The 22,245-nt window shown below is 72.0% G+C and carries 22 protein-coding genes; 15 read left to right on the top strand and 7 right to left on the bottom strand.

Annotated elements, in window-relative coordinates:
* Positions 1-18 precede the first annotated feature (18 nt).
* Together ABZ939_RS18600 and ABZ939_RS18595 are read right to left on the bottom strand one after the other, a co-directional pair.
* Complete coding sequence (locus ABZ939_RS18600) at positions 19-1,161, bottom strand: NADH-quinone oxidoreductase subunit D (protein ID WP_361855789.1); 1,143 nt, start codon at positions 1,159-1,161, stop codon at positions 19-21.
* A gap of 184 nt (positions 1,162-1,345) precedes the next feature.
* On the bottom strand, positions 1,346-2,332 hold the full coding sequence (locus ABZ939_RS18595) for an SAM-dependent methyltransferase (RefSeq protein ID WP_361855786.1): 987 nt from the start codon (positions 2,330-2,332) through the stop codon (positions 1,346-1,348).
* Between the two features lie 97 nt (positions 2,333-2,429).
* Between ABZ939_RS18595 and ABZ939_RS18590 the strand changes: the two genes are divergently transcribed.
* The 3 genes from ABZ939_RS18590 to ABZ939_RS18580 are packed head-to-tail and all read left to right on the top strand — an operon-like array spanning position 2,430 to position 4,553.
* Positions 2,430-3,632, top strand: coding sequence for a sensor histidine kinase (locus tag ABZ939_RS18590; protein WP_361855783.1), 1,203 nt, complete (start codon positions 2,430-2,432; stop codon positions 3,630-3,632).
* 18 nt (positions 3,633-3,650) lie between these two features.
* Positions 3,651-4,325 carry a response regulator transcription factor gene (locus tag ABZ939_RS18585; protein WP_361855780.1) on the top strand — a complete coding sequence of 225 codons (675 nt, stop codon included), beginning with the start codon at positions 3,651-3,653 and terminating at the stop codon, positions 4,323-4,325.
* A 3-nt stretch (positions 4,326-4,328) separates the two neighbouring features.
* The gene (locus tag ABZ939_RS18580; RefSeq protein ID WP_361855777.1) at positions 4,329-4,553 is read left to right on the top strand and encodes a hypothetical protein; all 225 of its coding nucleotides are present in this window, start codon (positions 4,329-4,331) and stop codon (positions 4,551-4,553) included.
* Positions 4,554-4,640: 87 nt separating this feature from the next.
* Here ABZ939_RS18580 and ABZ939_RS18575 read toward each other — a convergent pair whose 3' ends face one another.
* Entirely contained in the window at positions 4,641-5,729 is a 1,089-nt protein-coding gene (locus ABZ939_RS18575; RefSeq protein WP_361855774.1) for a DUF5937 family protein, read from the bottom strand.
* A 99-nt stretch (positions 5,730-5,828) separates the two neighbouring features.
* Here ABZ939_RS18575 and ABZ939_RS18570 point away from each other — a divergent pair, with 99 nt between their 5' ends.
* Positions 5,829-6,032, top strand: a complete 204-nt coding sequence (locus ABZ939_RS18570; protein WP_361855771.1) for a hypothetical protein — start codon at positions 5,829-5,831, stop codon at positions 6,030-6,032.
* Between the two features lie 52 nt (positions 6,033-6,084).
* On the opposite strand, the gene ABZ939_RS18565 is transcribed toward ABZ939_RS18570, so the two are convergent.
* Positions 6,085-7,224, bottom strand: coding sequence for a beta-eliminating lyase-related protein (locus tag ABZ939_RS18565; protein WP_361855768.1), 1,140 nt, complete (start codon positions 7,222-7,224; stop codon positions 6,085-6,087).
* 124 nt (positions 7,225-7,348) lie between these two features.
* On the opposite strand from ABZ939_RS18565, the gene ABZ939_RS18560 reads away from it, so the two are divergent.
* The 10 genes from ABZ939_RS18560 to ABZ939_RS18515 all read left to right on the top strand — a co-directional run bounded on the left by ABZ939_RS18560 (position 7,349) and on the right by ABZ939_RS18515 (position 15,384).
* On the top strand, positions 7,349-8,260 hold the full coding sequence (locus tag ABZ939_RS18560) for a DUF2520 domain-containing protein (protein WP_361855765.1): 912 nt from the start codon (positions 7,349-7,351) through the stop codon (positions 8,258-8,260).
* Positions 8,257-9,333 carry a pantoate--beta-alanine ligase gene (panC, locus tag ABZ939_RS18555; protein WP_361855762.1) on the top strand — a complete coding sequence of 359 codons (1,077 nt, stop codon included), beginning with the start codon at positions 8,257-8,259 and terminating at the stop codon, positions 9,331-9,333. The genes ABZ939_RS18560 and panC overlap by 4 nt, the downstream gene beginning before the upstream one ends.
* A complete protein-coding gene (locus tag ABZ939_RS18550; protein ID WP_361855759.1) occupies positions 9,330-11,024 on the top strand; it encodes an L-aspartate oxidase in 1,695 nt (564 codons plus the stop codon). Before panC ends, ABZ939_RS18550 begins: the two co-directional genes overlap by 4 nt.
* On the top strand, positions 11,021-12,040 hold the full coding sequence (gene nadC, locus ABZ939_RS18545; RefSeq protein WP_361855756.1) for a carboxylating nicotinate-nucleotide diphosphorylase: 1,020 nt from the start codon (positions 11,021-11,023) through the stop codon (positions 12,038-12,040). The genes ABZ939_RS18550 and nadC overlap by 4 nt, the downstream gene beginning before the upstream one ends.
* Positions 12,040-12,846 (top strand): type III pantothenate kinase, encoded by an 807-nt coding sequence (locus tag ABZ939_RS18540; protein ID WP_361855753.1) that lies wholly within the window; start codon positions 12,040-12,042, stop codon positions 12,844-12,846. The genes nadC and ABZ939_RS18540 overlap by 1 nt, the downstream gene beginning before the upstream one ends.
* A 156-nt stretch (positions 12,847-13,002) precedes the next feature.
* Positions 13,003-13,584: a hypothetical protein gene (locus ABZ939_RS18535; RefSeq protein ID WP_361856169.1), complete on the top strand. Its 582-nt coding sequence runs from the start codon at positions 13,003-13,005 to the stop codon at positions 13,582-13,584.
* Between the two features lie 14 nt (positions 13,585-13,598).
* Complete coding sequence (locus ABZ939_RS18530) at positions 13,599-13,775, top strand: hypothetical protein (RefSeq protein WP_361855751.1); 177 nt, start codon at positions 13,599-13,601, stop codon at positions 13,773-13,775.
* Positions 13,776-13,908: 133 nt separating this feature from the next.
* Positions 13,909-14,367, top strand: a complete 459-nt coding sequence (locus ABZ939_RS18525) for a BlaI/MecI/CopY family transcriptional regulator (RefSeq protein WP_361855748.1) — start codon at positions 13,909-13,911, stop codon at positions 14,365-14,367.
* Between the two features lie 9 nt (positions 14,368-14,376).
* On the top strand, positions 14,377-14,904 hold the full coding sequence (locus ABZ939_RS18520; protein ID WP_361855745.1) for an amino-acid N-acetyltransferase: 528 nt from the start codon (positions 14,377-14,379) through the stop codon (positions 14,902-14,904).
* A gap of 144 nt (positions 14,905-15,048) precedes the next feature.
* Positions 15,049-15,384: an Lsr2 family protein gene (locus tag ABZ939_RS18515; RefSeq protein ID WP_147979058.1), complete on the top strand. Its 336-nt coding sequence runs from the start codon at positions 15,049-15,051 to the stop codon at positions 15,382-15,384.
* Here ABZ939_RS18515 and ABZ939_RS18510 read toward each other — a convergent pair.
* Complete coding sequence (locus tag ABZ939_RS18510; RefSeq protein WP_361855742.1) at positions 15,363-15,953, bottom strand: SCO3374 family protein; 591 nt, start codon at positions 15,951-15,953, stop codon at positions 15,363-15,365. The genes ABZ939_RS18515 and ABZ939_RS18510 overlap by 22 nt on opposite strands.
* A gap of 462 nt (positions 15,954-16,415) precedes the next feature.
* Here ABZ939_RS18510 and ABZ939_RS18505 point away from each other — a divergent pair, with 462 nt between their 5' ends.
* Entirely contained in the window at positions 16,416-18,941 is a 2,526-nt protein-coding gene (locus ABZ939_RS18505) for an ATP-dependent Clp protease ATP-binding subunit (RefSeq protein ID WP_361855739.1), read from the top strand.
* Between the two features lie 68 nt (positions 18,942-19,009).
* On the opposite strand, the gene ABZ939_RS18500 is transcribed toward ABZ939_RS18505, so the two are convergent.
* Both ABZ939_RS18500 and ABZ939_RS18495 read right to left on the bottom strand, forming a co-directional pair.
* Positions 19,010-21,877 carry an NACHT domain-containing protein gene (locus ABZ939_RS18500; protein WP_361855736.1) on the bottom strand — a complete coding sequence of 956 codons (2,868 nt, stop codon included), beginning with the start codon at positions 21,875-21,877 and terminating at the stop codon, positions 19,010-19,012.
* The gene (locus ABZ939_RS18495) at positions 21,874-22,215 is read right to left on the bottom strand and encodes a trypco2 family protein (protein ID WP_361855733.1); all 342 of its coding nucleotides are present in this window, start codon (positions 22,213-22,215) and stop codon (positions 21,874-21,876) included. Before ABZ939_RS18495 ends, ABZ939_RS18500 begins: the two co-directional genes overlap by 4 nt.
* Positions 22,216-22,245: the final 30 nt, after the last annotated feature.

Raw genomic sequence — 22,245 nt, 5'->3', positions numbered from 1 at the left:
CCGCGGACCACCCGTCCGCTACTTGTCGATGTCGCCGACGACGAAGAAGAGCGAACCCAGGATCGCCACCATGTCGGCCACCAGCGTGCCCGGCAGCAGCTCGGTCAGCGCCTGGATGTTGTTGAACGACGCCGAGCGGAGCTTGAGCCGGTAGGGCGTCTTCTCGCCCTTGGAGACCAGGTAGTAGCCGTTGATGCCGAGCGGGTTCTCGGTCCAGGCGTACGTGTGGCCCTCCGGCGCCTTGAGCACCTTCGGCAGCCGCTGGTTGATCGGTCCCGGCGGGAGCTCGTCGAGCCGTTCGAGGCAGGCGTCGGCGAGGTCCAGGGAGTTGTGGGTCTGCTCCAGGAGGCACTCGAAGCGGGCGAGGCAGTCGCCCTCCTCACGGGTGACGACCTTCAGCGTGTCCTGAAGCTCCCCGTAGGCCAGATACGGCTCGTCGCGGCGAAGGTCGAAGTCGACACCGGAGGCGCGGGCGATGGGCCCGGACACGCCGTACGCGTGCGCCGTCTGCTGGGTGAGCACGCCGACGCCCCGGGTGCGGCCCCGGAAGATCTCGTTGCCGAGAACCAGCTTGTCGTACACGTCCATCCGCGACCGGACGTCGGCGACGGCCTCGCGGGCCCGCCCGAGCCATCCGGCCGGCAGGTCCTCCTTGAGCCCGCCGACCCGGTTGAACATGTAGTGCATCCGGCCGCCGGAGACCTCCTCCATCACGGCCTGGAGCTCCTCGCGCTCCCGGAACGCGTGGAAGACCGGGGTGATACCACCCAGTTCGAGGGGATACGACCCCAGGAACATCAGGTGGTTGAGCACCCGGTTCAGCTCGGCGAGCAGGGTGCGGGTCCAGACGGCCCGCTCGGGGACCTCCATGCCGAGCATCCGCTCGACGGCCATGACGACACCGAGCTCGTTGGAGAACGCCGACAGCCAGTCGTGCCGGTTGGCGAGCATGATGATCTGCCGGTAGTCGCGCGCCTCGAAGAGCTTCTCGGCGCCGCGGTGCATGTACCCGATGACCGGCTCGGCGTGCTGGATCACCTCGCCGTCCAGAACGAGGCGGAGGCGGAGCACACCATGGGTCGAGGGATGCTGCGGCCCGATGTTCAGCACCATGTCGGTGCTCTCCGCCGCCCCGCCGATTCCGACCGTCGTCTCCGTCATGGGGCCAGTATCCCCTCTGCTCAAACCGTTGTGGCCACCCGTTCCGCAGGGCGGACCCCACCCTCCCCCACCCCGCTGTGGGCAACTGTTCCGCGGGGCGGACCCCACCCTCCCCCACCCCGCTGTGGGCAACTGTTCCGCAGGGGCGGAACGGGTGGGCACAGCCCACAGGCGCGGCGCCCTGTCAGGCCCGTCCAGCCCGTGGCCCCGGCACCGTCCGCGTCAGCCACAGGAAGTCCCCCAGCCCACCCCGCGCGGTGAGCTCGGCCGCCTCGCCCGCCCCGGCGAGCGCCCGCACGTACGCCGCGGGGTCGGACGAGGCCAGCGAAAGCGGCGGCCGCTCCCCGCTCACCCCCAACCCCCGCAACGCCTCCCGCTGCGTCACCAGCTCCCCACCCCCGCCGGCCGAGGCGCACGCGTCCATCGCCACATGCGCCGTCACGTCGCACGACCCGTCCGGCACCGGCTCCACCTCCCGCCCCGCCCGGAACCCCGTCAGCGTCCCGAACGGCGGCCTGGACTCACGTACATGCCCGTAGTCCACCGCCACCGCCGTCCCCGCCGCCAGTGAGCCGACCGCCGCCGCCCACGCCTCGTCCCGAGCCCGCCCGATCTCCGCCCGCTCACCGGGCTCCCGCAGCGGCCACCACCGCTCCAGCCACTCCGCGTCCGGGCCCTCGACGACACCCCCCAGCCGCTCCGCCCCGTCCGCAGCCCGCACCTCGACGTACCGGACGGCCCCCGCTTCGTCGACGGCCGCGACGTCCACCGGCACGTTGTCGAGCCACTCGTTCGCGAAGATCAGTCCGCGGACCCCTTCCGGCATCCGGTCCGTCCACTCCACCCGCGGGTCGAGACCCGCGGGCCGGGCGGCGCGCTCCACGCCGTACGCCCGTACCGAAAGCCCCGCCGGCGAGGCGGCCAGCACACCCGTCAACAGCTCGCCGCGCCCCGCGCCCACGTCCACGAACGCGACCTCGTCCGTCCCCAGCTCCTCCGCCACCCGCGCCAGAAGCCGGGCCACGGCCCCCGCGAAGAGCGGGGACGCGTGCACCGAGGTGCGGAAGTGCCCGGCCGGGCCCTCGGGGCGCAGAAAGAAGCCCCCGGGCCCGTACAGCGCCTGCTCCGTGGCCTCGCGCCACCCCTGCCACTGACACGTCTCATCCGTCACGGGCCCCAGTCTCCACCTTGCGGAGTACGGCCCTCACGCCAAGGATCGACCCCACGGTTGACCCCTGCACCTATCTGCTTTCCCTACGCTGGGTTACGTGCAGCGCCTCTACGACTTCATCCGCAGACACCCGACGGGCGTCGACACCTTCTGGGCCGTCGTCCTCCTCGGGTTCTCCCTGCTGTGGGTGGGCTCGTCCTACCCGCCGGTCGACAACCCCGCCGCGTACGGCGTCGTCGCCGCGCTGTACTCGCTCGTGGTCGCGCTGCGCCGCCGGATGCCCGAGAAGATGCTGCTGCTCGCCGTCGCCCTGAGCGTCGCCCAGCTCGCCTTCGACCTGCTGCCATTCTTCGCGGACCTGGCCATCCTGGTGATCATCTACACCGTGGCGTCGAGCGACGGACCGCGCTGGGCCTCCCGCGTCGCGCTCATCGGCGGACTGAGCGCGGCCACGCTCTCCCAGCTGCGCTGGCCGATGGAGGGACCCGGTTCGAACCTCGCGAAGATCTTCTTCACGGTGATCATGACCGTGCCGTTCGCCCTCGCCTGGGTGCTCGGCGACTCCCTGCGCACCCGCCGCGCCTACTTCGCCCAGCTGGAGGAGCGCGCCTCCCGCCTGGAGCAGGAGCGCGAGGCGCAGGCCAAGGTCGCGGTCGCCGCCGAGCGCGCCCGGATCGCGCGCGAGCTCCACGACGTCGTCGCGCACAACGTGTCGGTGATGGTGGTCCAGGCCGACGGCGCCGCCTACGTCCTGGACGCCTCGCCCGAGCAGGCCAAGCAGGCCCTGGAGACGATCTCCTCCACCGGCCGCCAGGCGCTCGCCGAGATGCGCCGGCTGCTCGGCATCCTGCGCACCGGCGAGCACAAGGAGGCGGGGGAGTACGTGCCCCAGCCCGACGTCCAGCAGATCGAGGACCTCGTCGAGCAGGTCCGCGGCGCCGGTCTGACCGTCGACTTCCGGATCGAGGGGACGCCGCGGCCGCTGCCCAGCGGCGTCGAACTCACCGCGTACCGGATCGTCCAGGAAGCCCTCACCAACACCCGCAAGCACGGCGGCCCGGACGCCGGGGCCAGTGTCCGCCTGGTGTACTTCGACGACGGCCTCGGCCTTCTCGTGGAGGACGACGGGCGGGGCGCGACCCATGAGATGTACGAGGACGGGGGCGCCGACGGCCGGGGCCACGGCCTGATCGGCATGCGCGAGCGGGTCGGCATGGTCGGCGGCACCCTGGACGCGGGGCCGCGTCCGGGAGGCGGCTTCCGCATCAGCGCCCTGCTCCCCCTCAAGCCCGCCCACTGACGACCTTTAAGGATCTTCATGTCCATCCGCGTGATGCTCGTCGACGACCAGGTGCTGCTGCGCACCGGCTTCCGCATGGTGCTCGCCGCCCAGCCGGACATGGACGTCGTCGCCGAGGCGGGCGACGGCGTGGAGGCGCTGGAGGTGCTGCGCTCCACGGCCGTGGACGTGGTGCTGATGGACGTACGGATGCCCAAGCTCGACGGGGTCGAGACGACCCGGCGGATCTGCGGGGAGCCCGACGCCCCCAAGGTGCTGATCCTGACCACCTTCGACCTGGACGAGTACGCCTTCTCCGGGCTGAAGGCGGGGGCGAGCGGCTTCATGCTCAAGGACGTGCCGCCGGGCGAGCTGCTCGGCGCGATCCGGTCCGTGCACAGCGGGGACGCGGTCGTGGCCCCGTCGACCACCCGCCGGCTGCTCGACCGGTTCTCGCCGATGCTGCCCTCGTCGGGGAAGGAGCCGCAGCACAAGGAGCTGGACCGGCTCACCGACCGGGAGCGCGAGGTGATGCTCCTGGTGGCGCAGGGTCTGTCGAACGGCGAGATCGCCGCCCGGCTGGTGCTCTCGGAGGCGACGGTGAAGACGCACGTCGGCCGCATCCTGACGAAGCTGGACCTGCGCGACCGGGTGCAGGTGGTGGTGCTCGCGTACGAGACGGGTTTGGTGCGGGCGGGCGGCGGGGCGGTCTGAGCCGTGACGCGCGAGAGCTTCGCGGTGAGCAAGCTGGACGTGTGCCTGGAGCGGCTGAACGGCCCGGAGTTCGCGCACCACATCCGTACCGACCGGCTGACGGTTCCGCAGGTCGCGGACGAGGTGGCGGGGGTCGCGGGGCTGCGGCTCGCGCCGAACACGGACCGGCCGTTGCGGCACCGGCTGCGCCGGGTGCGCGTGGGTCTCGCCCACATCCGCTTCGACTGAGAGCTGGTCCCTTCGAGCCGCTAGGGCCTGTCCGGCGGATCATGGCCGGGTCCGCGGCCTGTCCGACCCTGATCCGCCGGACAGGCCCTAGCGCAGGACGGCTTCGAGGAAGTCGCTGCCCAGGCGGGCGACGACGGTCACGTCCAGCTGGTGCAGGACGTAGCGGCCGCGGCGCTGGGTGGTGAGCAGCCCGGCCTTCTTCAGGACGGCGAGGTGGCGCGAGACCTCCGGGGCGGTGATGCCGTACGCGTCGGCCAGCTCGCTCGTCGTGTACGAGGCGCGGGCGAGGTTGCGGCACATCCGCATCCGCATCGGGTGGGCCACGGCCTCCAGGCGGAGTTTGACCGTCTCCACGGGGGCGGTGCCGGCGAGTTCGCGGGTGGATACGGGGTACTGGATCACCGGCTGCCAGCCGCGTGCGTGCACGGCGATGAGATGCGGTCGGCCGAAGGCGGTCGGCAGGAAGGTGAGCGCCGAGCCCTGGGCGGTCGTGCGGCCGAGTACCAGCTTGTCGACGGCTATCCGGGAGCCGCGCTCGTCCTCCTCCAGGCTCATCGCCGGGGAGACCGCGGCGACGGCGTCGGCGAGGCCCTTGCGGCGCAGCAGTTCGGTCTTGTGCCGGGCGTCGGCCGCGAGCTGGACCCGGACCCGGCGCCAGGTGTCGGCGAAGAACGCGTCGTCGCAGTCCTCCAGGAGCCGGCGGATCCACGCGCGCGTGCCGGTCGGATCGGCGAGCATCCGCTCGACGAACGCGGCCTGGCGCGGGCCGCGTGCGGCGGCCAGGTCAAGAGCGCGGCGGCGGGAGTGGGCGTCGACGAGCGGGGAGGGCAGGCCGTCCGCGTACTGCGTGCTGCAGGAGATCTCCAGCGCCGCCCCCACGTAGGTCTCGTCGGTCATCCGGTCGAGGTCGTCGAGCTCCTCGGCGAGCGTCTCGCGCGGCTGGGCGGGCAGCAGGAAGTCGGAGCGCGTGGACCTCCACATGAAGTCGGCCTCGTGCATCCGGTCGGCGAGCGCGGGCTCGAGCCCGGCCGCGGTGGTCGTGGCCCAGCCGTGCAGCCCGGGGTGGTGCCCGGGCTCGGACAGCGCGTGCAGGGCGGCGCCGAGTTCGGCCAGCGGCGAGGGGCAGAAGGAGATCCGCTGGTGCGGCAGTCCGGTGATGTCGATGGTCACGCTCACCCCCCTATGGTGCGGGTCGAGCCGGGCCCCCTGCCGCCCGTTTGACGGCGGCCGTCAATCGGCGCGACCGCGGCCCCCGCCCGGCCCATCGTGAAGTGCATGAACGCCCTTCACCAGTACCTCCTGGACAGCTACCGGGCCGAGCAGCACCGCGATCGACTACCGCCGATCCCCGGCACCCACGACATCGAGACCCTCCGCGCCGTCAGGCGCCACCGCCGCTGCCGCACCACTCCCTCGGGCCGGCCCCGTCACCGCCTCTGCGCGGCGCTCGACCGCTGGCTGCACCCGGGCGCCTGCTGACCGCGGCCGGGCCCGGCGGCGCGAGGCGGGTTCACCCCTTCACCACCCCGGTTCACCCCACCCGCGACAGGAACTCCCGCACCGCCTCCCGGACGTCCGCCTCCGTCCACGCGAGCCCCGGCTCCGTCACCGTCACCTCGGTCACCGCCACCCCCGGCGGGCCGCCCGCGCCCGGCCCTGCCCACCTTCGGAAGAGGACCGTGTCCGTCGCCTCCGTGAGGGCCAGGGACGCCGTCGTCAGCGTCTCCGGGTCGTACGGCAGCCAGACCTGGAACTGGTGCGTGTGCGGCGGCTCCGGGTGGATCCGGAACCACGGCACCCCCGCCTCCTCGAAGCCGGCCCGCAACCCGGCCGCCACCACGCGCGCGTGCGCCACGTACGAGGGCAGCCGCGGCAGCTCCCGCTCCAGGCCCCGCAGCGCCGACACCGCGGCCGGGTACTGCTGGAAGAGCAGCCCCCCGTACCGATGGCGCCACACCCGCGCCTCCTCCATGACGTCCTCCGGGCCGGCCAGCGCCGCCCCCGACAGGCCGCCCAGCGACTTGTAGAACGACACGTACACGCTGTCCGCGAGACCGGCGATCTCGCGCAGCCCGCGCCCGAAGTGCGGGGCGCACTCCCACAGTCGCGCGCCGTCGACGTGCACCACTGCGTCCCGCTCGCGGGCCGCCTCCACCACGTCGACCAGCTCCTCCCAGGACGGCAGCACGAATCCCGCGTCCCGCAGCGGCAGTTCCAGCATCAGCGTCCCGAACGGCTCCGGGTGGTCGCGCACCTCCTCGGCCGTCGGCAGCCGTGGCTCGTCCGTGGGGTGGACCGTGCGCAGTCCGCTCACCGCCCCGAGCGCACCGCCCTCGTGGACCTCCGGGTGGGCGAGCGGGTGCAGGGCGACGACCGGGCTGCCCGTCCGCCCCGACCAGCAGCGGAGCGCCACCTGCTGGGCCATCGTCCCGGTCGGGAAGAACACCGCGGCCGGGAGACCCAGCGCGTCGGCGACCCGTCGCTCGACCTCCTCGACGAGGCCGTCGCCGTACACGTCGAGCGGGCCCCCGTCGTCCTCCGTGGTCCCCGCCCAGTCGGCCAGCTCCCGCAGACGCTCACCGACCGTGCCCTCGACCGGCTGGTGCCACAGCTTGCGCCGCGCACCGCCCCACACCTTCGCCCGGTGCAGCCGCGCTTCCATATCGTCCATGGGCTGATCATCACACCACCGCCCACACCCTGTGGACAGCCGCCGGGGAGCGCGAAACGCTGGCGTAGCATGACCAGAAATCGTCCGGTACCCCCCGCGGACTGGAACGGAAGGCCGTTGCCGCGTGAACCAACCAGCAGAACCCCGAGCGGAAGACCGACCCGCGCGACTCGCCGTGGGAGTCGTCGGAGCCGGTCGGGTGGGGCCCGCCCTCGCCGCCGCCCTCCAGCTCGCGGGGCACCGTCCCGTCGCCGTCTCCGCGGTCTCCGACGCCTCCGTGCGCCGAGCCGCCACCCTGCTGCCCGACGTGCCGATCATGGCGCCCGCGCAGGTGCTCGCCCACGCCGAGCTGGTGCTCCTGACCGTCCCGGACGACGCCCTGCCCGGCCTGGTCGAGGGCCTCGCGGAGACCGGAGCCGTACGGCCGGGACAGCTGCTCGTGCACACCTCCGGGCGGTACGGCGTGCAGGTCCTGGACCCAGCGCGACGGGCCGGCGCGCTGCCCCTCGCGCTGCACCCCGCCATGACCTTCACCGGGACCTCCGTCGACGTCCAGCGGCTGGCCGGCTGCTCCTTCGGAGTGACCGCGCCCGCGGAGCTGCGGCTCGCCGCCGAGGCCCTGGTCATCGAGATGGGCGGTGAGCCCGAGTGGATCGAGGAGGAGGCCCGCCCGCTCTACCACGCGGCCCTCGCCCTCGGCGCGAACCACCTGGTCACGCTCGTCGCCCAGTCGATGGAACTGCTCCGTACGGCCGGGGTCGCCGCCCCCGACCGGATGCTCGGCCCCCTCCTGGGCGCGGCCCTGGACAACGCCCTGCGCTCGGGCGACGCGGCACTCACCGGCCCGGTCGCGCGCGGTGACGCCGGCACCGTCGCCGCCCATGTCGCCGAGCTGCGCAAGCACGCGCCCGGCACCGTCGCCGGCTATCTGGCGATGGCCCGTACGACCGCGGACCGGGCGCTCGCGCACGGACTGCTCAAGCCCGAGCTGGCCGAGGATCTGCTGGGCGTGCTCGCAGAGGGGGACCCCCGATGACATCCGCGTCGTCCACGTCGACCGCGTCGACCACGTCGGCGGCGGCCTCGTCGTTCGCCCTGGTCCGCACGGCGGACGAACTCCACGCCCGCGCGGCCGAAAACCGCCGCAGCGCCAACAGCCGCACCGCCGTCGTCATGACGATGGGCGCCCTCCACGAGGGCCACGCCACCCTCGTCCGCACGGCCCGCGAGTACGTCGGCCCCGACGGATTCGTCGTCGTCACCGTCTTCGTCAACCCGCTCCAGTTCGGCGCCGGCGAGGACCTCGACCGCTACCCCCGCACGCTGGACGCCGACCTGAGGACGGCCGAGGCGGCCGGCGCCGACACGGTCTTCGCGCCCGCCGTCGACGAGGTCTACCCCGGCGGGGAGCCCCAGGTCCGGATCACCGCGGGCCCCATGGGCGAGCGCCTCGAAGGCGCCTCCCGGCCCGGCCACTTCGACGGGATGCTCACCGTCGTCGCCAAACTGCTCCACCTCACCAGCCCGGACCTGGCCCTGTTCGGCCAGAAGGACGCGCAGCAACTGGCGCTGATCCGCCGGATGGCCCGCGACCTGAACTTCCCGGTCGAGATCGTCGGCGTGCCGACCGTCCGCGAGGCGGACGGCCTCGCCCTGTCGAGCCGTAACCGCTACCTCTCCGACGGCGAGCGCCGCACCGCCCTCGCGCTCTCCCGCGCCCTGTTCGCCGCGAGCGACCGGCTCGCCGCCCAGCACGCGCTGCGCGCGCGTGCCGACTCGCTGCCCGGCGCCCAGGAACGGGCCGAGACCCGCGCGGAGGCGCTCTCCCGGCTCGGGGAGGCCCGCGCCGCGGCGGACGCCCACGCGGTGGCCCAGGCGTCCGAGAGCGGCGGCGCCGAAGCCGTACGGGCCGCGGCCCGCGCCGTCCTCGACGACGCGGCGAAGGCCGAGCCGCCGCTCACCCTCGACTACCTCGCGCTGGTCGATCCGGCGGACTTCACCGACGTCGCCGACGACCACGACGGCGAGGCGATCCTCGCCGTCGCCGCGCGCGTGGGCACGACGCGGCTGATCGACAACATCCCGCTGACCTTCGGAGCCACCAAGTGACCGGAATACGGCTGCACGCGCCCGCGCCGGGCTGGGCCATCGACGCCGATGTCGTCGTGGTCGGCTCCGGCGTCGCCGGGCTGACCGCGGCCCTGCGCTGCACCGCCGCCGGGCTGCGCACGGTCGTCGTCACCAAGGCCCGCCTGGACGACGGCTCCACCCGCTGGGCGCAGGGCGGCATCGCCGCCGCGCTGGGCGAGGGCGACACCCCCGAGCAGCACCTCGACGACACCCTCGTGGCCGGCGCCGGGCTCTGCGACACCGAGGCCGTACGGCTGCTCGTCACCGAGGGCCCCGACGCCGTGCGCCGACTCATCGCCACCGGCGCCGACTTCGACAAGAACGCCGACGGCGAGATCGCCCTCACCCGCGAGGGCGGCCACCACCGCCGCCGGATCGCGCATGCCGGCGGCGACGCCACCGGCGCCGAGATCTCCCGCGCCCTGGTCGAGGCGATACGGGACGGAGGGCTGCGCACCGTCGAGCACGCCCTCGTCCTGGACCTGCTCACCGACGACGAGGGCCGCACGGCTGGTGTGACCCTGCACGTCATGGGCGAGGGCCAGCACGACGGCGTCGGCGCCGTCCACGCCCCCGCCGTGGTCCTCGCCACCGGCGGCATGGGCCAGGTCTTCTCGGCCACCACCAACCCGGCCGTCTCCACCGGCGACGGCGTCGCGCTCGCCCTGCGGGCCGGGGCGGAGGTCTCCGACCTCGAGTTCGTCCAGTTCCACCCCACCGTGCTCTTCCTCGGTGCCGACTCCGAGGGCCAGCAGCCGCTGGTCTCCGAGGCGGTACGGGGCGAGGGCGCCCATCTCGTCGACGCCGACGGGGTCCGCTTCATGCTCGGGCAGCACGAGCTGGCCGAGCTCGCCCCCCGCGACATCGTCGCCAAGGCGATCATGCGCCGGATGCAGGAGCAGGGCGCGGAGCACATGTACCTGGACGCCCGGCACTTCGGCGCCGAGATGTGGGAGAACCGGTTCCCCACCATCCTGGCGGCCTGCCGGGCCCACGGCATCGACCCCGTCACCGAGCCGATCCCGGTCGCGCCGGCGGCCCACTACGCCTCCGGCGGCGTCCGCACCGACCTGACGGGCCGGACCACCGTCCCGGGCCTCTACGCGTGCGGTGAGGTGGCCTGCACGGGCGTGCACGGCGCCAACCGGCTCGCCTCGAACTCGCTCCTGGAGGGCCTGGTCTTCGCCGAGCGCATCGCCGAGGACATCGCCACGCGCGGCCCGCACCGCGAGGGCCTTCCGGTCGTCCCGGCCACCGCGTCGGTGCTGCCGCTGCTCGCCCCCGAGACCCGGGTCCGGATCCAGCGCGTCATGAGCGCGGACGCCGGGGTGCTGCGCTCCGCCGAGAGCCTCGGGCACGCCGCCGAGGCCCTGGAGGCGCTGAGCCTCACGGCGGCGGAGGACCGGCTGGGCAAGGCGGCCGAGCCGGGCGTCGAGTCCTGGGAGACCACGAACCTGCTGTGCGTCGCCCGGGTGCTGGTCGCCGCGGCCAGGGAGCGCGAGGAGACCCGCGGCTGCCACTGGCGCGAGGACCACCCCGAGCGCGACGAGGACTGGCAGCGCCACCTGATCGTGCGCCTCACCTCGGACCGGCGGCTCGTGGTCCGCCGTACCGCCACCGCAGACTTTCCCTCCGTAACCCCCGAAGCCCCCAGGGAGCCGCAACCGTGAGCACGCCAGAGGAACGCCGTCCCGAGCCCGTGGACGTACCGCTGATCCAGATCAGCGCCCCCGCCGAGGACGCGGGCGGCTGCGGTGACGGCTGCGGCTGTGCCGGGGGCGACGAGGTGTACGAGTGCGGTCTCGACCCCGCGCTCGCCCAGCTGCTCGCCGACGCCGGGCTCGACCCGGTCCAGGTCGAGGACATCGCGCACCTGGCCATCGAGGAGGACCTCGACGGCGGCGTGGACGTGACGACCGTCGCGACCGTCCCCGAGGACGCCATCGCCACCGCCGACTTCACCGCCCGCGAGGCGGGGGTCGTGGCCGGTCTGCGGGTCGCTGAGGCGGTGCTGTCCATCGTCTGCACGGAGACCTTCGAGGTCGAGCGGCACGTGGAGGACGGCGAGCGCGTCGAGGCCGGCCAGAAGCTGCTCTCGGTCACCACCCGCACCCGCGACCTGCTCACCGGCGAGCGCAGCGCGCTGAACATCCTGTGCCGCCTCTCCGGCATCGCCACCGCCACGCGCGCGTGGGCCGACGTCCTGGAGGGCACCAGGGCCCGGGTCAGGGACACCCGCAAGACCACGCCGGGCCTGCGCGCGCTGGAGAAGTACGCGGTGCGCTGCGGCGGCGGCGTCAACCACCGCATGTCGCTCTCGGACGCCGCGCTGGTCAAGGACAACCACGTGGTGGCGGCCGGCGGTGTCGCGCAGGCCTTCAAGGCCGTACGGGAGCTGTTCCCGGACGTGCCGATCGAGGTCGAGGTCGACACCCTGCACCAGGTCCGCGAGGTCCTCGACGCGGGCGCCGACCTGATCCTGCTCGACAACTTCACCCCCATGGAGACCGAGGAGGCCGTCGCCCTGGTCGCCGGCCGCGCCGTCCTGGAGTCCTCCGGCCGCCTCACGCTGGAGAACGCGGCGGCGTACGCGGCGACCGGCGTGGACTACCTCGCGGTGGGCGGGCTCACCCACTCGTCCCCGATCCTCGACATCGGCCTCGACCTGCGCGAGGTGCGGGGCTGATGCTGCTCACCATCGACGTCGGCAACACGCACACGGTTCTCGGTCTCTTCGACGGGGAGGAGATCGTCGAGCACTGGCGCATCTCGACCGACCCGCGTCGCACCGCCGACGAGATGGCGGTCCTGCTCCAGGGCCTGATGGGCATGCATCCGCTGCTGGGTGTCGAGCTGAGCGACGGCATCGAGGGGATCGCGATCTGCGCGACCGTCCCCTCGGTCCTGCACGAGCTGCGCGAGGTGACGCGGCGGTACTACGGCGACGTCCCGGCCGTCCTGGTCGAACCGGGTGTCAAGACGGGTGTTCCGATCCTCACGGACAACCCCAAGGAGGTCGGCGCCGACCGCATCATCAACGCGGTCGCCGCGGTGGACCTCTACGGCGGCCCGGCGATCGTGGTCGACTTCGGCACGGCGACGACGTACGACGCGATCAGCGCCCGCGGCGAGTACGCGGGCGGGGCGATCGCGCCCGGCATCGAGATCTCGGTCGAGGCGCTGGGTGTCCGCGGCGCCCAGCTCCGCAAGATCGAGCTGGCGCGGCCGCGCAGCGTGATCGGCAAGAACACGGTCGAGGCGATGCAGTCGGGCATCGTGTTCGGCAACGCGGGCCAGGTCGACGGTGTGGTGGCCCGGATGAAGCGCGAACTGGTCGGCCGGGACGGCGACCCCTCCGCCGTGACGGTGATCGCGACGGGCGGCCTCGCCCCGATGGTCCTCGGCGAATCCACCGAGATCGACGAGCACGAGCCCTGGCTGACCCTGATCGGCCTCCGCCTGGTGTACGAACGCAACGTCTCGCGGATGTGAGCGGCGGGGCCGCGGCGCCGGCGCGGGCACCCGGCAGCGCACCCGCCCCGCCGCCCGGCCCAGGGCCCCGCCGCGCCGGGATGATCGGTAAACGAAATTTGTCCGATTAGCGCGTATCGTCACCTCATGCCCACGCCATACGGATCCCGCGGCGGCATGGCGTTCAGCGCGGACGAGCTGCGTGTGCTCCGACGCGCCCTTGCCACCGCCCTCAACCCTGCCCCCCTTCAGGACGAGGACGTCCAGGACTGCCTGCGCCTCGCCGAATCCGTGGACGACACCGTCCGCGAGGCCGGCCGGCTGCGCGCCTTCCTCCTCGCCGACCTGGCCCGCTACCGCGAGGCCCTGCCCGGTTCGCTCCCCGGCTATCTGGAGCTCCTCCAGGACGCCCTCGCCGCCGGCTACGACCCCGCCGCCGACGACCTCACCGCCCTGCGCGCCCTGCGCGAGAACCCCCGGGCGGCCGTCCTCCTGGAGCGCTGCCAGGTGCTCGCCGAGCGCTCCGTGCGGGTCCGTCTCGCCCGCGCCTCCCGGACGGTCTGCCGGACGGTGGCGCCCGCTCCCCGAACCCGGCTGCTCGCCCTCCCCGGCGGTCGCGCGGCCACCGACGAGCCCAAGCCGGCCGCCCCCAAGCCGCCCGCCCCCACCAAGAAGCCGGCGCCCAAGCCCTCCGAGGTGTTCCCGCCGCGCCGACGCCCCGTACCCCCGCCCCCACCCGAGGAACGCGCGGCCGGATAGCTACTCTGGTCGGCATGGACTACGTATCCGCGCTCCTGCCCCCCGTCGTGATGGCCGTGTTCTTCACCGTCCTCGTCGTCACGATCGTGAAGAGCCAGGGCGGCCCCAACAAGGCCAAGGAGGACGCGGCCGTGGACGCCGCCCTCGCTCGCGCCGAGGCCACCCGTCAGGCGGACGGCACCGCCTCCTAGTCCGGCCCCGGCCCCGCGGCCGGAGCCCGCTCACATCAGGGACGTACGACAGTTTTCATGTCGTACGTCCTTTTTGTTGCGTTTCCTACGCCAATAACCAGCCATTCCCGGTTCGCGGACTATGGTGGGCGTTGTGCCCCGTCAATTGGGAGAGCTCGAAGACGCCGTCATGACACGCGTCTGGCAATGGAACCGCCCGGTGACCGTCCGGGAAGTCCTGGAGGATCTCCAGCAGGAACGGTCCATCGCCTACACCACCGTCATGACGGTAATGGACAATCTCCATCAGAAGGGCTGGGTACGCAGGGAAGTCGACGGGCGCGCCTATCGATATACGGCAGTCTCCACCCGCGCCGCCTACTCGGCCGCACTGATGAACGAAGCCTGGTCCCAGAGCGACAACCCCGCCGCCGCCCTCGTCGCCTTCTTCGGCATGATGTCGAGCGAGCAGCGAGAGGCCCTCACCGACGCGCTCCGTATCGCCGGGCACAACATCACCGAGGACCCGGCCCCACCGGCGGAGAGCGCCGCCGAGCCCGCCGACGAGGCCACCGGCGAGGGCGACGGCGGGACGACGGACCAGGAGCGATAACGTCCCCCCATGTCGTCGTCCTCCACCGCTTCAAAAGCCGTCACCGTTCGTCGTGCCCGCACCAGTGATGTCGCCGCCGTGCGCCGCCTTGTCGACCCCTACGTCCAGCGCGGCATCCTGCTCGACAAAGCGACCGTGACGCTTTACGAGGACATCCAGGAGTTCTGGGTCGCCGAACGCGACGAGGACGCGGAGGTGGTCGGCTGCGGCGCACTCCACGTGATGTGGGAAGACCTCGCGGAAGTGCGTACTCTCGCCGTCGATCCGGAGTTCAAGGGCGCGGGCGTCGGACATCACGTGCTCGACAAGTTGCTCCACACCGCCCGATGGCTCGGTGTACGCCGGGTATTCTGCCTGACCTTCGAAGTCGACTTCTTCGCGAAGCACGGCTTCGTCGAGATCGGTGAGACTCCGGTCGACGGAGATGTCTACAGCGAGCTCCTGCGTTCCTATGACGAGGGTGTCGCAGAGTTCCTCGGTCTCGAACGAGTGAAGCCGAACACCTTGGGCAACAGCCGGATGCTTCTGCATCTGTGATCGGGGCGAGCATCCGGAACCCTATGTCCGAATCGCGCACGTTTCCCGCGTTGCCGGGCTTCTGAACCTCTGCCAGGGGTTTGTGTTTTTCCGGGAAAAGCGGTTTCCTTTCCGCGTACTGCATTTTCGATGAAAGGAAATCCGGTGGCACAGAAGGTTCAGGTCCTTCTTGTCGATGACCTCGACGGTGTCGAGGCGGACGAGACCGTGACGTTCGCGCTGGACGGCAAGACCTACGAGATCGACCTCACCACCGCCAACGCGGACAAGCTCCGTGGCCTGCTCGAGCCGTACACCAAGAGCGGTCGGCGCACCGGTGGCCGCAGCGCCGGTACGCGTGGCAAGGGCCGGGTCGCCGCCGGTGGCAGCCCGGACACCGCGAAGATCCGCGCGTGGGCCAAGGAGAACGGCTACAACGTGAACGACCGCGGTCGTGTGCCCGCGGAGATCAAGGCGGCCTACGAGGACGCGAACCGCTGAGGCGTCAGCTGCTGAGGCGCCGATCCGTGAGGGCGAGCACTCAGCAGCCGCACCCGGTGGCATTCCGCGGCGGCGGCGGCCACGAGCCGTACGAGACAGGGGGCGCCCGCACCGCCCCACGTGGCGGCCCGCAGGGCGGGCAGCGAGTCTTCCCCTGCCCGGCCGGGCTCGGGGGCCCGCAGCCACACCGCGGTGCCCGGTGCGCCGGAACCGCTCCGTCCTGGGGGAATGGGAGCGGTCATCCGGCCGCCCGCGCCCAGCGCGACGAGATCCAGTGAGATCCCGCCCCATTCCAGCCAGTCGAGCAGCCCCGGCAGCTCCTCCGCGCTCCCCGCGGCCACCAGCAGCCGCATTCTGCGCCCCATGAGGGCCACCGGCCCGGTTGCCCTGCCATGTCTGCGCAGCACCGCCCGGCCGGCCGCGGCGGGCAGCTCCAGGACGTCGAAGCGCACCCCCGTGACCAGCTGCACCGGTGGGCCGTCCACGGCCGCCCAGCCGAGCTCCCGCTCGTACCACCGCACCAGGCCGCCGTCGATCGGCGAGCGGGGGAGCGGAACGGTGAGGGCCATGTCCGGGGAACTCCCGCGAGGGCTCGTTGGTTACGCCCGCGATGACCCAGCGTCCTTGATCCGATGCGCAGAGTGTCCGTGATGGGGGCGTACGGGTGCATTCGAGAGCGCAAGGATGTTCGCCCGTAGCGGAGGGAACCGGGGTGTGCTGCATGGAGTGTCAGTGCTTACGGGTAAGACATTCCTAGTGAGGAGGGGCGACTCGCGGGCTTTGGCGTCTCACGTTCGCCATCGGCGTACAGATGGCACGGGTAACTGCTTGGCCTGCGGGAACATCGTCTCGCACCATCGGGTTGGAGCATTTGTCGGCTGTTCGGCAGCAGGTCTCCCCGCTTGAGAGGGGGTGATCCGGACGGATGTCGGCAGTTGGAATGAGCGGTCCCCGCTTGCGGGACTAAGCTGCGGAAGGACAGGGAGGGGATCGACCCCTAACTGACTGACCGCTCTGAGGAGCGATTAACGATGTTCGAGAGGTTCACCGACCGCGCGCGGCGGGTTGTCGTCCTGGCTCAGGAAGAAGCCCGGATGCTCAACCACAACTACATCGGCACCGAGCACATCCTCCTGGGCCTTATCCACGAGGGTGAGGGTGTCGCCGCTAAGGCCCTGGAGAGCCTCGGGATTTCGCTCGAGGCGGTCCGCCAGCAGGTTGAGGAGATCATCGGTCAGGGGCAGCAGGCCCCGTCCGGCCACATCCCCTTCACCCCGCGTGCCAAGAAGGTCCTGGAGCTGTCGCTCCGCGAGGCCCTCCAGCTCGGCCACAACTACATCGGCACCGAGCACATCCTGCTCGGCCTGATCCGCGAGGGCGAGGGCGTAGCCGCCCAGGTCCTCGTGAAGCTGGGCGCCGATCTCAACCGGGTGCGGCAGCAGGTCATCCAGCTGCTCTCCGGCTACCAGGGCAAGGAAGCCGCCACGGCCGGCGGTCCTGCCGAGGGCACGCCCTCGACGTCCCTGGTCCTCGACCAGTTCGGCCGCAACCTCACCCAGGCGGCCCGCGAATCCAAGCTCGACCCGGTCATCGGGCGCGAGAAGGAGATCGAGCGGGTCATGCAGGTGCTGTCCCGCCGTACGAAGAACAACCCGGTTCTCATCGGCGAGCCCGGCGTCGGCAAGACCGCCGTCGTCGAGGGCCTGGCGCAGGCCATCGTCAAGGGCGAGGTGCCCGAGACCCTCAAGGACAAGCACCTCTACACCCTGGACCTCGGCGCGCTGGTCGCCGGCTCCCGCTACCGCGGTGACTTCGAGGAGCGCCTGAAGAAGGTCCTCAAGGAGATCCGCACCCGCGGCGACATCATCCTGTTCATCGACGAGCTCCACACCCTGGTGGGTGCGGGTGCCGCCGAGGGCGCGATCGACGCCGCGAGCATCCTCAAGCCGATGCTGGCCCGTGGTGAGCTGCAGACCATCGGTGCGACCACGCTGGACGAGTACCGCAAGTACCTGGAGAAGGACGCGGCCCTCGAGCGCCGCTTCCAGCCCATCCAGGTCGCGGAGCCGTCGCTGCCGCACACGATCGAGATCCTCAAGGGTCTGCGCGACCGCTACGAGGCCCACCACCGCGTCTCCATCACGGACGAGGCCCTCGTCCAGGCCGCGACGCTGGCCGACCGGTACATCTCGGACCGCTTCCTTCCGGACAAGGCGATCGACCTGATCGACGAGGCCGGCTCCCGGATGCGCATCCGCCGGATGACCGCGCCGCCGGACCTCCGCGAGTTCGACGAGAAGATCGCCGGCGTCCGCCGGGACAAGGAGTCCGCGATCGACTCCCAGGACTTCGAGAAGGCGGCGTCTCTCCGCGACAAGGAGAAGCAGCTGCTGGCGGCGAAGGCCAAGCGGGAGAAGGAGTGGAAGGCCGGCGACATGGACGTCGTCGCCGAGGTCGACGGCGAGCTGATCGCCGAGGTCCTCGCGACCGCCACCGGCATCCCGGTCTTCAAGCTGACCGAGGAGGAGTCGAGCCGCCTGCTGCGCATGGAGGACGAGCTCCACAAGCGCGTCATCGGCCAGAAGGACGCCGTCATCGGCCTCTCGCGGGCGATCCGTCGTACGCGAGCCGGTCTGAAGGACCCGAAGCGTCCCGGTGGCTCGTTCATCTTCGCCGGCCCGTCCGGTGTCGGTAAGACCGAGCTGTCCAAGGCGCTCGCCGAATTCCTCTTCGGCGACGAGGACGCGATGATCTCCCTCGACATGTCGGAGTTCAGCGAGAAGCACACGGTTTCCCGTCTCTTCGGTTCTCCCCCCGGATACGTGGGCTACGAAGAGGGCGGCCAGCTCACCGAGAAGGTGCGCCGCAAGCCGTTCTCCGTCGTCCTATTCGACGAGGTCGAGAAGGCCCACCCCGATATCTTCAATTCCCTTCTCCAGATCCTGGAGGACGGTCGACTGACCGACTCCCAGGGCCGGGTCGTGGACTTCAAGAACACGGTCATCATCATGACGACCAACCTCGGGACCCGGGACATCTCGAAGGGCTTCAACCTGGGCTTCGCGGCCCAGGGCGACACGAAGTCCAACTACGAGCGGATGAAGGCGAAGGTCAGCGACGAGCTGAAGCAGCACTTCCGCCCGGAGTTCCTGAACCGTGTGGACGACGTCATCGTCTTCCCGCAGCTCACCCAGGACGACATCCTGCAGATCGTCGACCTGATGATCGGCCGGGTGGACGAGCGCCTGAAGGACCGGGACATGGGCATCGAGCTCTCCCAGTCCGCGAAGGAGCTGCTCGCCAAGAAGGGTTACGACCCCGTTCTGGGCGCCCGGCCGCTGCGCCGGACGATCCAGCGCGAGATCGAGGACTCGCTCTCCGAGAAGATCCTCTTCGGCGAGCTGCGCCCCGGTCACATCGTGGTCGTGGACACCGAGGGCGAGGGTGAGGAGAAGAAGTTCACCTTCCGCGGCGAGGAGAAGTCGGCACTGCCGGACGTCCCGCCGATCGAGCAGGCGACGGGCGGAGCGGGCCCGAACCTCTCGAAGGACGCGTAAGCGTTCCGACGCATGACAGGGGCGGCCCCGGACTCGGAAGAGTCCGGGGCCGCCCCTTTCGGCATGGGTCAGGTGGTACGGAGGTCGAGGTCGGGGCGCGCCCGCAGGGCCGCCAGGTCGAGGCGGTCGAGCGCGTCCACCTGAGTGGTCTGGAGGCTGAGGATCCGCAGCCCGGGCATGGCGGCGAGGGCCCGCACGTCGTCGGGCCGCAGGGGCGTGTCCCGCAGCCGGAGCACCTCCAGACCCGCCGGCTCGGTGAGCGGCACCAGACCCGTCACCCCGGAGCAGTCCTGCAGGGTCAGACTCGCGGGCATCGCGCCGCAGTCGCGGAGCCACTCCATGCCGTCCAGTGCCGGGTTGTCGACGATCTCGACCTGGTCGGGGCGAGCCCCGGCCACGGCCCGGGCGAGTTCGTCGCCGGTGAAGTCGCCCATGAAGCACAGGTGCGCGACCGGGCCGAGCATGCCCAGCTGCGCCAGCTCGCCCCGGGACGAAACGAGCAGGGGCGTCGTACCGAGGTCGAGACGCGCCAGGACCTCCCGGGCGTAGGGGGCGGGGGGAAAGAAGCGCCAGCGGAAGGCCAGCCGGTAGGCGAGGTGCGAGGTCACGAAAGCGCGGGCGTACGGGATGGCCTCGGCGCCGCCGACCGCGCAGATCACCTCGAGCACGTGCTCGTCGTGCCTGCCGTTCTCGTCGGGGCCGGGGAGCAGCGGCAGGACGTACGGGCCGAGCCGGGCCAGCTGGAACACCTGCTCGGGAGTGCGCGGGGGCAGCACCGACCTCACCGCGTTCCGCACGCGCCCGTGCAGGGGCTCGGACAGCCACGCCGCATGGTGGGCGCACTGCGCCGCCAGTACGTACAAGGTCGTCTTGAGGTCCCACTTCCGGCTGGCCGAGCCCTCCGCGAGCAGACCCTCCACCAGGACCGGGAGCTCCCGGCGGGAGCAGTGGCCGGCCGCGAGGAGCAGGACGTCGTGCCACTGCTGCTCCCGCGCGTGGCGCAGGAGCTCAGGGACGAGGTCGTCCTCGACGAACTCCTTCGCCGCCAGGAAGTCCTGGAACGTGCGGTGCGCGAACTGGAAGACGTCGTCCGTCCGCTCCTGGAGCAGGCCGCTGCGGTTGAGCAGGTGGGTGAGGATCTCCTCGGGCGTCCCCTGGGCCAGGACCCGCGGCATCCCCGGCAGCGCGCGGTTCAGCTGGTGCAGCGCCTGCTGCCGGGTGAACTCCGTCTGACCGCCCCGGACCAGCCAGGCGGCCAGACGCTGGAGGAGCTGCTGGTGCTCCTCCACCGACATCCGGATGCCGTCGGGGGCGTCGATCCGGCGCCGGTCGTCGCGGGTGCCGAGGAGCAGCTGGAGGGCCGACTCGTACAGCGCCCAGCGCGTCTCGGGCAGGAACCCCTCCCGTAACCGGTGGAGCGCGCAGATCACCGCACAGAGCAGCGGGGTGCGGGCGAGGTCGGACAGGGCCGGATTGTGGCGGAACTGCTGGGCGAGGTCCTGTTCCAGCGCGGCCAGGTGCTCGGCCTCGCCGTCGAGCCTCGCCGCGTCGTGCCAGGCGGCGACGAAGGCCTGGATGTCCTGGTCCCGCATGGGCAGCAGGGTCAGTTCCTCGAAGCCCTCGGCGGCCAGCCACTCCGGCTCCACGGCGAGCGGCCGTACGGTCGCCACACAGCGGGTACGGGGGAAGCGGGCGAGGATCCCCGAGAGCCAGGCGTGCGCGGCCTCCCGGTGGTCCTGGGGTACCTCGTCGAGACCGTCGACGAGGAGCAGCGCCCGGCCGCCGGACAGGACCCGGCCTGCCCAGCCGTCGGGCGCCGGGTCGACCATCAGGCCCGCGACGCCGGGGAGTTCGGCGGGCGAGGGGAACGCGGAGCCGTGGGCCCGGAGCGTCCTGAGCGGGACGACGAACGGCACCAGGCCGTTCAGCTCGGCGAGTTGGGGGTCGAGGGTGCCGGCGGCCGCGTGGGCGGCGAGCCACCAGACCAGGGTGGTCTTTCCGGCGCCCGCGTCGCCGCGGAGCAGGACACGGGGGCGGGCGGCGAGGAGTTCGTCGATGCGCCGGGGAACGGGTGCGGTCCCGGGCTCCCCGGAGGTGGCCTCCAGGGAGAGGTAGGCGGTGTCCAGGTCCCAGGAGGCGGCGCGCCGGCCGAGTTCGTCGAGGCCGAAGATCCGCGTCCGGCGGTAGGCGGCTCCCACCGCCTCCCCGTACTCCTGCTCGTACGGCGAGTCGGTCGAGCTGTGCCGGGTGAGGGCGGTGAGCGAGGGGAAGCCGCGGCCGGTGGCCTGCGTGAAGGCGACGAGGAACTCGCCGTTCGCGGCGATGGCGCTCATGGGCACGCACTCCACCCGCCGGTGGCCCCGCCCGCGCGGGACCTCCCTGACGATGCCGAGCAGCCCGTCACCGGCGACGACGGGCCCTCCGGACAGCCCGGCGAGGGGCGAACTCCCGTCGGCGGGCTCGGCGGCCGGGGGCGCGTCGAGCTCGACGACCATCGTGCGGCGGACGAGGCCGGCGAGCGGGAGCAGCGTGCCCCGGTACTGATCGCTCTCCAGCTTGCGGCCGTCCTCGTACCGCTGCACGCGGGGGTAGCCGAGGATCTCGCAGTCGGGCAGCGGCCGGTCGGTGGCGATCCGGCTGATCTCCGCGCGGTACGGGTGGTACGCGTCGTACTCGTCGCCGGGCGGGTCGACCAGGCTCTCCGGGGCCTGGAGGAGCGCCGCGTCGAGCCGCTGGTCCGACCAGATCACCTGACAGAGGACCGATTCGCTCCGGCCGGGCACGGACACCCAGGCCGAATAGGCGGTCAGCAGCACATGGGCGCAGGTGAGGACGGTGTCGGCGGTGAGCAGCACACCGCTGCCCTGCCGCCCGTGCTGCTCGGAGCGGACGACGACGGGGAGCCGTACGGAGGGGCTCGGTGCGGGGGGCGTCAACGCGGCTGCCCGCCACCGAAGTCGGAGGTGTCACCGGCGTCCTCGTTGCCGACGAGCCAGGGGCCGTTCGTGGCGGCGTTCCGGGGCTTGAGGGTGAAGGAGACGCGGTGGGTCTCACCCCGGGTACGGGAGGCATCGGCCCCGGCCTCGACGACCCAGGCCTTGACCTTCGTCCCGCCCTTCACCTCCTTGCGGAGTTCGATCGTGAACTCCATCTCGATGTCGCCCACTTCGAAGGTGACGGGTTTTCCGGTGGCGCGGGTGGCGGCGTCGACGAGCTGATCGCGTACGGACTCGATGGCGTCGGCGAGCTCGATGTCGGTCCCTATGTCGGTCATGATCGGAACGTACCTGGGGAAGGCGGGCGA

Source organism: Streptomyces sp. NPDC046712 (genome assembly GCF_040645695.1).
Classification (GTDB): Bacteria; Actinomycetota; Actinomycetes; order Streptomycetales; family Streptomycetaceae; genus Streptomyces.
Note: the sequence above shows the minus strand (reverse complement) of the source record. Positions and strands in the feature narration are given on the sequence as shown.